Origin of the sequence: Blautia sp. KLE_1732_HM_1032, from assembly GCF_025147905.1 — a bacterium.
GTDB lineage: Bacteria > Bacillota > Clostridia > Lachnospirales > Lachnospiraceae > Blautia_A > Blautia_A fusiformis.
The window spans coordinates 1,269,546-1,282,483 of sequence record NZ_CP102266.1; the positions used below are offsets into that span (position 1 = coordinate 1,269,546).

A 12,938-nucleotide genomic window follows, 5' to 3' on the forward strand; every position below is an offset into this window, starting at 1 on the left:
GTTCCTCTCATAAGAGAATCATGCGTCTGTATCCTGCAGAGCCAGGAAGCCTTCCTCGCCGGTACGGATCTTGACAACGTTTTCGATATCGTAAACGAAGACTTTACCATCGCCGATCTGACCGGTATGAAGAACTTCTTTTGCAGTATCAATAACCTTCTGAACCGGTACAAGACTTACAACGATCTCGATCTTAACCTTCGGACGGAGGTTCATGTCAACCTCAACACCACGATAGTAGGTTGGAGCACCCTTCTGAACACCACAGCCCATAACGTTTGTGATAGTGATACCGGTTACGCCGATCTCGTTCATAGCCTGCATAAACTCATCCAGCTTGTTCTGACGTGTGATGATAACAACCTTTGTCAGTTTGTGTACGCCGTCTGCAGGAATTTCAGGAACAGATTCAGCAGGAGCAGAAGGAGCATGTTTTACAACAGGGGCTTTTACGGAAGTTCCCATTGGAGTCGGAGCCTTTGTCATGGTATCCTGTACAAAGAATCCATCGTATGCACTTGCGAGGCCATGCTCTTTCATATCCAGACCTGCGATCTCTTCCTCAGCGGAAACACGAAGACCGATCGTGTGTTTGATCACCTGGAAGATAATTGTCATAGTAACAGCAACCCATGCGATGGTGATAACCATACCAATAAACTGAACACCGAAGCCATGGAAACCACCGCCTGTGAGAAGACCTTTCCACTCGGTACCTGCACCGTCGGAGAAAAGACCGACAGCAAGAGTTCCGAAAGCACCGTTAAGACCGTGAACGCCAACAGCACCAACCGGGTCATCAATTTTGAGAACTTTATCAACAAATTCAATACCAAATACTACAATGAATCCGGAGAGGATTCCGATGATAGCTGCAGATGTAGGAGATACGGTATCACAGCCTGCTGTGATGGCTACCAGTCCTGCAAGAGAACCGTTCAGGGACATGGAAACATCCGGTTTTTTGTAGCGGATCCATGTGATCAGCATAACTGTTACAGTAGCAACAGCAGCTGCAAGGTTTGTTGTTACGAAGATCTTTCCGGCGCTTACAATGGCATCGCCTTCCATGCTGACAGTAGATGCACCGTTGAAACCGAACCAGCAGAACCAGAGAATGAATACACCAAGTGCACCAACCGTAAGGTTATGTCCCGGGATCGCTCTGGATTTACCGGATTTGGAATATTTTCCGATACGAGGTCCGAGGATGATGGCACCGATTAGTGCAGCAACACCACCAACCATGTGAACGGCACAGGAACCTGCGAAATCATGAAATCCCATCTGGCTGATAAAGCCGCCGCCCCAGATCCAGTGACCGGATACAGGATATACAACGAGACTGATCAGTAAACTGTAGATACAGTAGGAGATGAATTTAGTACGCTCTGCCATGGCACCGGATACGATGGTAGCAGAAGTAGCACAGAATACAGTCTGGAAGATGAGAAATGCCCAGAAAGGAACTCCATCCGGAAGCATTGCGTTTCCGTAGTTTGCCTCTGAGGCGATTCCGCCGATCTTGCCGAAGAAACCGTTTCCTGCACCGAACATGATGCCAAATCCAACCAGCCAGAAGACCGGTGTACCGATACAGAAGTCCATCAGGTTTTTCATGATGATATTTCCTGCGTTTTTTGCTCTTGTGAATCCTGTTTCGACCATTGCAAATCCAGCCTGCATGAAGAAGACCAGTGCTGCACCGACGAGGACCCAAGTTGTGTTTACTGAAGAATACATAATAACACTCCCTTTCCCAATTTTTTTCTTTCCTATTATGTATAGAAAGAATTTTTGTAATACCGGACAGAAAAAACAGACAGAATTTATCCAGTATCAGTATAACGAAAAAGCGCAGGAGAGAGGAAATTCTCTTCCGCGCCTTTACGAAATCAAAATTAATATATGTAAAACAGGGAATATCTGTATCGTGTGATTAATGGATGAGGAAATCGATAATGAATTATGAAGTAGAGTTCATAAGGGATATCCCCTGTATTTACCGTATGAAATTGTTATCTGATATCTGTGATCAGATGGAGAATAACAGCTCGTCGTAGGTCGGATAAGGAAGTAACTCATCCGGGATCAGAGCCTCTGCCTCATCTGCAGATTTTCTTAAAGTTTCCATGTCTTCCAGAACAGTTTCCTGATAAGCCTTGGAGCATGCAAGTACATCGTCAGAAGAAGCAAGAGCTTTTGCTATATCTGCTTTCAGAGTTTCCAGATCTTTTGCCATGGTGTCTGCAAGTGTACTCAGTTTGGAGATCAGAGCAGCTTCACTTGCTACAGAAATATCAGCTACTACGGATTTCTTTGCAGCTGCAGTATCTGCAAGCTTTTCAACATATGTATATACAGAAGGAATTACCTGCTTCTGGATCATCTCAGCCAGAGTGTTGGACTCGATGTTGATGGTCTTGTAATAGTTCTCAAGCCAGATCTCGTAACGGGAGAAAAGCTCTTCCTTTGTAAAAATGCCATGCTTTGTAAACAGCTCAATGTTCTTCTCAGCAATGAAATGCGGAAGTGCATCCGGAGTTGTTTTCAGATTGTAGAGACCACGTTTCTCAGCTTCTTCAACCCATTCGTCTGTATATCCGTTTCCGTTAAAGATGATGCGTTTATGCTCTTCAATGGTCTTCTTAAGAAGTGCATGTACTGCGTTTTCCATTTCTTCTTCCGGAACATCCTTAAGAGCTGCGCTGAATTCTGCAAGAACCTCTGCAACAGCGGTATTCAGTACGATGTTCGGGTTTGCGACAGATGCTGCAGAACCAAGCATACGGAACTCAAATTTGTTTCCGGTAAATGCAAATGGTGAAGTACGGTTTCTGTCTGTGGTATCCTTTATGAAGTGCGGAAGTACCTTTGCTCCGATATCCAGCTGTACCGCATGCTTATTGCTGAAGAAGGTATCGTTTTCAATAGATTTCAGTACGTCTGTCAGCTCATCTCCAAGGAAGATGGATACGATCGCAGGCGGTGCCTCGTTTGCTCCAAGACGATGATCGTTTCCGGCGCTTGCAACGGATACGCGGAGAAGATCAGCATAATCGTCAACGGCTTTGATGACAGCTACCAGGAATACTAGGAACTGTGTATTTTCTGCCGGTGTTTTTCCTGGATCAAGAAGGTTTACACCTGTGTCTGTGCTCATGGACCAGTTGTTGTGTTTACCGCTTCCGTTGATTCCCTCAAATGGTTTCTCGTGAAGGAGGCAGACCATGTTGTGCTTATCGGCAACCTTCTTCATGATTTCCATGGTCAGCTGGTTGTGGTCAACAGCAACATTTGTGGTATCAAATACAGGAGCCAGTTCGTGCTGTGCAGGAGCAACCTCGTTATGTTTTGTTTTGGCTGGAATGCCAAGCTTCCAAAGCTCTTCGTCAAGATCATGCATGTAAGCAGCAACGCGAGGCTTCAGGGCTCCGAAGTAATGATCTTCCATTTCCTGTCCTTTTGGTGCAGAAGCGCCCAGAAGAGTACGGCCGCAGAAGATCAGGTCTTTTCTCTTTTTGTAAAGATCCTTGTCAACCAGGAAATATTCCTGCTCAGGTCCTACGGTTGTGTCGATGTGACGGACCTCTTTGTTTCCAAGGATGTGAAGAATACGAACCGCTTCTTTGTTCAGAACATCCATGGAACGAAGAAGAGGAGTTTTCTTATCCAGTGCCTCTCCGCTGTAGGAACAGAATGCAGTAGGAATGTAAAGAGTTTTATCTTTAATGAATGCAGGTGAAGTAGGATCCCATGCTGTATATCCTCTTGCTTCAAAAGTAGCACGAAGTCCGCCTGACGGGAAGCTGGATGCATCCGGCTCACCTTTTACCAGCTCTTTACCGGAGAAATCCATGATCACCTGTCCGTCACCTGTAGGGGAGATGAAGCTGTCATGCTTCTCAGCAGTTACGTTTGTCATCGGCTGGAACCAGTGTGTGTAATGTGTCGCACCGTTTTCAGTAGCCCATTCTTTCATTGCAACTGCTACGGAATTTGCAACGTCCAGTTCCAGATGAGTTCCGTTTTCAATTGTTTTCTTTAATGCTTTGTACATGTCCTTTGGCAGTTTGCTTCGCATCACTTTGTCATTGAATACAAGGCTGCCATACATTTCAGGGATACTCTGTGCCATATAGGTACACTCCTTTCGATTTCACTCATTCATTATAATTTTTAATTATTTTATAAGGACCGCTGCCGGAAGAACCGGGTATAAACGGACCGGAAAACAAAAAAAGCGCTTCAGATACCTGCCGTATCCAAAGCGCCTTTGCTTTATGTGTTGCAGTATACACCAAAATAAAATATTGTCAAGAGCTTTTTTGGAAAAATCTAAAAAATTGACCAGGGCGATCGGACTGTCGGAAAATAGGCAGGGTTGACAAATCTTGTCCTTTTATTATAATCTGATATCGTAGTTATACAGTCGAAAAGTCAGCGATCGCTATAAGTGATCGAGGCAAAAGAAGCTTTTTGACCAGTGACAAAGATGTACAATACGGAAAGAACAGATGGAGGAAAATATGTCAGGAGTAAAGGAAGAATGTGGCGTATTCGGGATTTATGATCTGGATGGAGGGAATATTGCACCATCTATTTATTATGGTCTTACCTCGCTGCAGCACAGGGGACAGGAGTCCTGCGGAATGGCCGTTTCAAGGACGGACGGAGAAAGAGGAAACGTACAGTTCCATAAAGATCTCGGACTGGTAAGCGAAGTTTTGCGAAAAGATGTTGTACATAATATGAATGGGGATATCGGAATCGGACATGTTCGTTATTCCACCACCGGAGAATCTGTCGCAGAGAATGCACAGCCGCTGGTACTTTCTTATATCAAGGGAAGTCTGGCACTTGCGCACAACGGAAATCTGGTTAATACAGAAGCTCTGAAATGGGAGCTGATCCAGACAGGCGCAATTTTCCATACAACTACCGACTCAGAGGTTATCGCGTTCCATATCGCAAGAGAACGTGTGCATTCTGCCACTGTAGAGGAAGCAGTACATAAAACCGTAGAGAAGATCCGCGGAGGATATGCTCTTGTGATCATGAGCCCCCGGAAGCTGATCGGTGCCCGTGATCCTTACGGACTGAAACCCCTCTGTCTTGGAAAAAGAGATAATGCCTATGTCCTTGCATCTGAAAGCTGCGCGCTGACATCTGTAGGAGCGGAATTTATCCGTGATATTGAACCGGGTGAGATCGTCACGATCACCAAGAACGGACTGAAATCCAGTAAACTGACTGAGAAGAAAAAGCATGCTCATTGTGTTTTTGAATATATTTATTTTGCAAGACTGGACAGCACCATGGATGGCGTGAAAATCTATGATGCAAGGATCCGTGGAGGAAAATCTCTTGCAAAATCCTATCCGGTAGAAGCGGATCTGGTAACCGGTGTACCGGAATCCGGACTTCCGGCAGCAAAAGGCTATTCTGAGGAATCCGGAATCCCGTTTGGCTTTGCGTTCTATAAAAACAGTTACATTGGAAGAACTTTTATCAAGCCTACACAGCAGGAGAGAGAGTCCAGTGTCCATCTGAAGCTGAGCGTTCTGGAATCCGTGGTGAAGGGGAAGAGAATCGTTCTGGTAGATGATTCCATTGTCCGAGGAACTACCATTGCCAATTTGATCCACATGCTGAAAGAAGCAGGAGCAAAAGAAGTCCATGTACGTATCAGCTCCCCGCCATTTTTACATCCCTGTTATTTTGGTACCGATGTGCCGTCCAATGACCAGCTCATCGCAGCACAGCACAGCACGGAAGAAATCCGTAAGATGATCGGTGCAGACTCCCTGGGTTATATGCAGATCGATTATCTGGAAGGCATGGCAGGTGGACTTCCGCTGTGTAAAGCATGTTTTGATGGCAATTATCCGATGGAAATACCGGCAGAAATCAAACAGGATTAATGAACTATGTGGAATTAATCTCACAGTAAAAAATAATGGATTGAAAAACGAAAATGTAAAAACTGCACAATAAATATATAAAAAACCCGGATTTTGTCATATAAAATCCGGGTTTTTATAGAAAGACTCTTAAAAACGATAAAAAACATCAACTTGACAAATCTGACAACATGAGACATAATGTGGAACAGCCAGATGAAAAAGGCCGCTGGTCTGGAATATACAGGAAAACAGCAAGGCCGAAAAAAGGCCGGTTTTTTGCCGAGATAAAAGAGAGGATGATATTTATGTCTAAAAAAATTAGATTGAATGCGACAGAGGATGTTAAAGAATTTGTTAAGGCTGCAAGTAAATGTGATTTTGATGTAGATATTTCATATAACAGAATTTTAATTGATGCAAAATCTATTCTTGGAATCCTCAGCATGGATCTGACCAGAGTTCTTACAGTAACCTGTCATGGCGAGGATCATGAGTTTGATCGTTTCCTTCAGAAATATGCAGTTGCCTGACAGACAGTGCAGAGACAGACAAGATATGAAAGACATAAAAAGAAAAAGCAGACGTGACTGCAGAGACAGGAGATCAGTTTGAAATCCTCAGCAGGCGTCTGTTTTTTCTTTACATCCATTTCATAGGAAGAAATTCCGCAGACTATATGAAAAATCAGTTATTGACAAATAAAAAAAAATAGTTTATAGTAAACCATATTTTATATGAAAGATAACTGACAAAGGCGTCAGGAACGGATACCACAGGGGAATTCTCACCCCTTGGAATCTGTTCCGGACGCCTTTTTGTTGTGGGACACAAAATGGAGGAGGAAATCGAAGATGGCAGTAAAGTATGTTTTTGTAACAGGTGGAGTTGTTTCTGGTCTGGGAAAAGGAATTACCGCAGCGTCTCTTGGGCGCCTTCTGAAAGCCAGAGGGTATCAGGTGACCATGCAGAAATTTGATCCCTACATTAATATTGACCCGGGAACTATGAATCCCATTCAGCATGGAGAGGTTTTTGTAACGGATGACGGTACAGAGACTGACCTTGACCTTGGACATTATGAGCGTTTCATTGATGAAAGCCTTGACAAAAATTCCAATGTGACAACCGGTAAGATTTACTGGTCTGTTCTTCAGAAAGAACGTCATGGTGATTTCGGCGGAGGTACCGTTCAGGTGATCCCGCATATTACCAATGAGATCAAGAGCCGTTTTTACAGAGCAAAATCCGCAGACGAAGACAGAATTGCCATCATCGAGGTTGGTGGTACAGTCGGTGATATTGAGAGCCAGCCGTTCCTGGAATCCATCCGTCAGTTCCAGCATGATGTGGGACATGACAATGCGATCCTTATCCATGTAACTCTGATCCCGTATCTTCGTGCTTCCGGAGAGATGAAGACCAAACCCACCCAGGCCAGTGTAAAAGAACTTCAGGGAATGGGAATCCAGCCGGATGTCCTGGTATGCAGAAGTGAGTATCCTCTTACCGAGGATATCCGTGGAAAGATCGCCCTGTTCTGTAATGTGCCTGTAAGCAATGTGCTTCAGAATCTGGATGTGGAATATTTATATGAAGCTCCTCTTGCAATGGAGAGAGAAAAGCTTGCAGACGTAGTACTGCAGAGCTTAAGACTGGAGAATCGCAAACCAGATCTTACAGACTGGGAAAATATGGTAGAAAATCTCCGCCACCCGGATAAAACAGTAAAGATCGCCATGGTTGGTAAATATACACAGCTTCATGATGCATACTTGAGTGTTGTGGAAGCACTGAAGCATGGCGGGATCTCTTGCCGTGCAAAGGTTGATATCACCTGGGTGGACTCCGAAGAACTCAATGAAAAAAATTTGGATCAGACTCTCCATTCTGTAGATGGAATCCTGGTTCCGGGAGGATTCGGAAACCGTGGTACAGAAGGAATGATCCTTGCGGCACAGTATGCAAGAGTTCATAAGATCCCATACCTTGGGATCTGCCTGGGAATGCAGATGGCTATTGTGGAATTTGCCCGCCATGTGCTTGGATATGAAGATGCCAACAGTATTGAGCTGGCACCGGAAACAACACATCCGGTCATTGCCCTGATGCCGGATCAGGAGGATGTGGAAGATCTTGGAGGAACTCTTCGTCTTGGAAGCTATCCGTGTGTGCTTGCAGAAGGCTCCAAATCCTATGAGCTTTTTGGAAAGAAAGAGATCCAGGAACGTCACAGACATCGTTATGAGGTAAACAACGCATTCCGTAAGGAACTGGACGAAAAGGGAATGTCCATTGTAGGAACATCCCCGGATGCTCACATTGTTGAGATGATCGAAATTGCCGGACATCCGTTCTTTGTGGGAACACAGGGACATCCGGAATTTAAATCCAGGCCAAACCATGCACATCCGCTGTTCCGTGGATTTGTGCAGGCGGCAGTTGATAAAAAGACGGCAGAAGAAGCTGCAATGAAAGGATGAGAAAAATGAGAGAAGTAGCAAATCAGCAGCAGGGCCTCTACCGCCCTGAATTTGAACATGATAACTGCGGTATCGGAGCCGTTGTTAATATAAAAGGAAAGAAAACACATGATACAGTTGTCAATGCTCTTAAGATCGTAGAGAATCTTGAGCATCGTGCTGGTAAGGATGCAGAAGGAAAAACCGGTGATGGTGTCGGTATCCTTCTTCAGATCTCCCACAAATTTTTTAAGAAGGTCTGTAAAAAAGAAGGCTTTGATATCGGCGGAGAGAGAGAATACGGTGTAGCCCAGCTCTTTTTCCCACAGCAGGAGATCAAACGTGCCCAGGCAAAGAAGATGTTCGAGATCATCGTGGAAAAAGAGGGTCTGGAGCTTCTTGGATGGCGTACAGTACCGGTCTTCCCGGAGGTTCTTGGTCATAAAGCGAAAGAGTGCATGCCGTGCATTATGCAGGCATTTGTTAAAAAACCGGAGGATGTGGAAAAAGGTCTTGCCTTTGACCGTATGCTTTACATCGCACGTCGTGAATTTGAACAGAGTAATGATAATACTTACGTAGTTTCCATGAACAGCCGTACCATCGTATACAAAGGTATGTTCCTGGTAGGACAGCTCCGTACCTTCTTTGGCGATCTTCAGAGCCAGGATTACGAGTCTGCCATTGCAGTGGTACATTCCCGTTTCAGTACCAACACGAATCCAAGCTGGGAGAGAGCACATCCGAACCGTTTCATCGTACATAACGGTGAGATCAACACGATCCGCGGAAACGCCGATAAGATGCTTGCACGTGAGGAAAACATGGAGTCTCCGTATCTGAAGGATGAGCTTCACAAGGTCCTTCCTGTAGTTAACCGCAATGGTTCTGACTCTGCAATGCTTGACAATACCCTGGAATTCCTGGTTATGAGTGGAATGGATCTTCCACTTGCAGTGATGATCACGATTCCGGAGCCATGGGCAAACAACGATACGATTTCTCAGGAGAAGAGAGATTTTTATCAGTACTATGCGACTATGATGGAGCCATGGGACGGTCCTGCGTCCATTCTGTTCTCAGATGGTGATGTGATGGGAGCGGTTCTTGACAGAAACGGTCTTCGTCCATCCAGATACTATATCACATCGGATGGCTATATGATCCTTTCCTCCGAGGTTGGTGTTCTTCCTGTGGATGAGGAGAAGATCGTATTAAAAGAACGTCTTCATCCGGGAAAAATGCTTCTGGTTGATACCGTTCAGGGTCGTGTCATTGATGACAATGAGCTCAAAGAAAAATATGCGAAAAAACAGCCTTATGGTGAGTGGCTGGACAGCAATTTGGTACAGCTTCGTGATATCAAGATCCCGAATCAGAGAGTTGTCGAATACACTCCGGAGGAGAGAGCACGCCTTCAGAAAGCCTTCGGATATACTTATGAGCAGTACCGTACTTCGATCCGAAACATGGCATTAAACGGCGCAGAAAGCATCGGAGCCATGGGACATGATACTCCCCTTGCAGTATTTTCCAAGGAACATTATCCGTTGTTCGATTATTTCAAGCAGCTTTTTGCACAGGTAACAAACCCGCCGATCGATGCGATCCGTGAGGAGATCGTTACTTCTACAAGTGTATATGTAGGAAAAGACGGAAATCTTCTGATCCAGAAGCCGGAGAACTGTCAGGTGCTGAAGATCAACAATCCGATTCTGACCAACACCGATATGCTGAAGATCAAGAATATGAAAAAGGACGGCTTCAAGGTTGTAACACTTTCTACATTATATTATAAGAGCACAAAGCTTGAACGTGCCATTGACCGTCTGTTCGTAGAGGTAGACAAAGCCTTCCGTGAGGGAGCAAACATCCTGGTCCTTTCTGACCGCGGTGTGGATGAGAACCATATGCCGATCCCGTCCCTGCTGGCGGTTTCCGCAGTACATCAGCATCTTGTAAAAACAAAGAAGAGCACTTCCCTTGCCCTGATCCTGGAGTCAGGTGAGCCGAGAGAGGTACATCATTTCGCAACACTCCTCGGATATGGTGCAAGTGCAGTCAATCCGTATCTGGCACTGGATACGATCCATGAGCTGATCGATACACATATGCTGGATAAGGACTATTACGCAGCCGTTGATGATTACAATCATGCAGTGATCAGCGGTATCGTAAAGATCGCTTCCAAGATGGGTATTTCCACTATCCAGTCCTATCAGGGATCTCAGATCTTTGAGGCAATCGGAATTTCCCAGGATGTGATCGATCGTTACTTTACAGGAACCGTAAGTCGTGTAGGCGGAATCACATTGGAAGATATCGAGGATAATGTAGAAAAACTTCATTCTGAGGCATTTGATCCCCTTGGACTTGCCACAGATCTTACTCTGGACAGCGTAGGTGCCCATAAGATGAGAAGCCAGGGTGAGGAGCACAAATATAACCCGCGTACCATTCATCTTCTCCAGCAGTCCACAAAACAGGGCAGCTATGAGATGTTCAAGGAATATACAAAGCTGGTGGATGACGAGGGTCATGGAAACTTAAGAGGTCTTCTGGACTTTAAGTTTGCCAAGGAGCCTATTCCGATCGACCAGGTTGAGAGTGTTGAGGATATTGTAAAACGATTTAAGACAGGTGCCATGTCCTACGGTTCTATTTCACAGGAAGCACATGAGACATTGGCTATTGCCATGAACCATCTCCATGGAAAATCTAATACCGGTGAGGGTGGTGAAAGTGATGAGCGTCTGGATTCAGCAGGAACAGACAATGACCGTTGCTCTGCGATCAAACAGGTAGCCAGCGGACGTTTCGGCGTTACCAGCCGTTATCTGGTTTCCGCAAGAGAGATCCAGATCAAGATGGCACAGGGTGCAAAGCCGGGTGAGGGCGGACATCTTCCTGCAAAGAAGGTATATCCGTGGATCGCAAAAACCCGTCATTCCACACCGGGAGTCAGCCTGATCTCTCCGCCGCCACATCATGATATCTATTCTATCGAGGATCTGGCAGAATTGATCTATGACCTGAAAAACGCCAATAAATATGCGGATATTTCCGTAAAGCTGGTTTCTGAGGCGGGTGTTGGTACGGTTGCAGCCGGTGTTGCAAAGGCCGGTGCACAGACTGTTCTGATCTCCGGATATGACGGAGGTACAGGAGCAGCGCCAAGAAGCTCTATCCATAATGCAGGACTTCCATGGGAGCTTGGACTTGCAGAAACACACCAGACGCTGATCATGAACGGACTTCGTAACCGTGTACGTATCGAGACAGACGGTAAGCTGATGAGCGGCCGTGACGTTGCCATTGCAGCACTTCTCGGTGCAGAGGAATTCGGTTTTGCAACAGCGCCACTTGTAACGATGGGCTGCGTGATGATGAGAGTCTGCAATCTGGATACCTGCCCGGTAGGTGTGGCTACACAGAACCCGGAGCTGCGTAAGAGATTCCGCGGAAAACCGGAGTATGTGGAGAACTTCATGCGCTTTATTGCACAGGAGCTGAGAGAGTACATGGCACGCCTTGGTGTTGCCACCATCGATGAGATGGTAGGTCGTACAGACCTTCTTACAGTTTCTGACAGTGTGCAGGAGCCGCATAAGGGTAAGGTTGACTTAAGTGCCATCTTGAATAACCCATATGCAGGAAAGGGCAAAGTAACTTTTGATCCGAAGGCTGTATACAATTTCAATCTTGAGAAAACTCTGGATGAAAAAGTTCTGGTCAAGAAATGTGCACCGGCGATCCAGAAGGGTGAGAAAGTTTCTGTTGATGTAAATGTTACCAATACAGACCGTGCATTTGGTACCATCCTCGGATCTGAGATCACAAGAAATCATAAGGATGGACTTCCGGAGGATACGGTAACTGTAAACTGTACAGGTGCAGGCGGACAGAGCTTCGGTGCCTTTATTCCGAAAGGACTGACATTGAAACTGACCGGTGACAGCAACGACTACTTCGGAAAAGGCCTTTCCGGTGGAAAGCTGATCGTTAAGGTTCCAGAGAAGGCCGGATACAAGGCTGAAGAGAACATCATCGTCGGAAACGTGGCACTCTATGGTGCGACCAGCGGAACTGCATTTATCAACGGTGTTGCCGGTGAGCGTTTTGCAGTACGTAACTCCGGTGCGGTTGCAGTTGTTGAGGGTGTTGGCGAGCATGGCTGCGAGTACATGACAGGCGGTCGTGTGGTAGTTCTTGGAAAAACAGGAAAGAACTTTGCAGCAGGTATGAGCGGCGGTATCGCTTATGTCCTTGATGTGGATAACGTTCTTTACAAGAACCTCAATAAAGCAATGATCTCCATTGAAAAAGTGGATAATAAATATGATAAAAAAGAGCTTCGTGATCTTATCGAGGCTCATGTGGAAGCAACAGGCTCTGAGATCGGTAAGAAGGTGCTGGCTGATTTTGATTCCTATCTGCCTCACTTCAAAAAACTCATTCCGGATGAGTACAAGAGAATGATCACATTAAGTGCAAAGCTGGAAGAAAAAGGTCTGACCAGCCAGCAGGCACAGATGGAAGCGTTCTATGAGAGCATCGGCGTGAAACATTAAGG

6 protein-coding genes are annotated in these 12,938 nt (G+C 45.6%); 4 read left to right on the forward strand and 2 right to left on the reverse strand.

What is annotated here, in order from left to right:
- Positions 1-18: 18 nt before the first annotated feature.
- Both NQ489_RS06085 and NQ489_RS06090 read right to left on the reverse strand, forming a co-directional pair.
- Positions 19-1,743 carry an ammonium transporter gene (locus tag NQ489_RS06085; RefSeq protein ID WP_022426742.1) on the reverse strand — a complete coding sequence of 575 codons (1,725 nt, stop codon included), beginning with the start codon at positions 1,741-1,743 and terminating at the stop codon, positions 19-21.
- Between the two features lie 292 nt (positions 1,744-2,035).
- Positions 2,036-4,138: a glutamine synthetase III family protein gene (locus tag NQ489_RS06090; RefSeq protein WP_021651128.1), complete on the reverse strand. Its 2,103-nt coding sequence runs from the start codon at positions 4,136-4,138 to the stop codon at positions 2,036-2,038.
- Between the two features lie 391 nt (positions 4,139-4,529).
- Between NQ489_RS06090 and purF the strand changes: the two genes are divergently transcribed.
- The 4 genes from purF (at position 4,530) to gltB (ending at position 12,936) form a co-directional block, all read left to right on the forward strand.
- On the forward strand, positions 4,530-5,924 hold the full coding sequence (gene purF, locus NQ489_RS06095) for an amidophosphoribosyltransferase (RefSeq protein ID WP_015525743.1): 1,395 nt from the start codon (positions 4,530-4,532) through the stop codon (positions 5,922-5,924).
- Between the two features lie 278 nt (positions 5,925-6,202).
- A complete protein-coding gene (locus NQ489_RS06100) occupies positions 6,203-6,436 on the forward strand; it encodes an HPr family phosphocarrier protein (RefSeq protein ID WP_431833604.1) in 234 nt (77 codons plus the stop codon).
- A 321-nt stretch (positions 6,437-6,757) separates the two neighbouring features.
- Complete coding sequence (locus NQ489_RS06105; RefSeq protein ID WP_021651134.1) at positions 6,758-8,386, forward strand: CTP synthase; 1,629 nt, start codon at positions 6,758-6,760, stop codon at positions 8,384-8,386.
- Complete coding sequence (gene gltB, locus NQ489_RS06110) at positions 8,383-12,936, forward strand: glutamate synthase large subunit (RefSeq protein ID WP_021651135.1); 4,554 nt, start codon at positions 8,383-8,385, stop codon at positions 12,934-12,936. Before NQ489_RS06105 ends, gltB begins: the two co-directional genes overlap by 4 nt.
- Positions 12,937-12,938: the final 2 nt, after the last annotated feature.

Bases quoted from the DNA above. Each gene is read 5' to 3' on its own strand.
- NQ489_RS06090 (WP_021651128.1), bottom strand. From the start codon at position 4,138: ATGGCACAGAGTATCCCTGAAATGTATGGCAGCCTTGTATTCAATGAC.
- NQ489_RS06100 (WP_431833604.1), top strand. From the start codon at position 6,203: ATGATATTTATGTCTAAAAAAATTAGATTGAATGCGACAGAGGATGTT.
- NQ489_RS06085 (WP_022426742.1), bottom strand. From the start codon at position 1,743: ATGTATTCTTCAGTAAACACAACTTGGGTCCTCGTCGGTGCAGCACTG.
- gltB (WP_021651135.1), top strand. From the start codon at position 8,383: ATGAGAAAAATGAGAGAAGTAGCAAATCAGCAGCAGGGCCTCTACCGC.
- purF (WP_015525743.1), top strand. From the start codon at position 4,530: ATGTCAGGAGTAAAGGAAGAATGTGGCGTATTCGGGATTTATGATCTG.
- NQ489_RS06105 (WP_021651134.1), top strand. From the start codon at position 6,758: ATGGCAGTAAAGTATGTTTTTGTAACAGGTGGAGTTGTTTCTGGTCTG.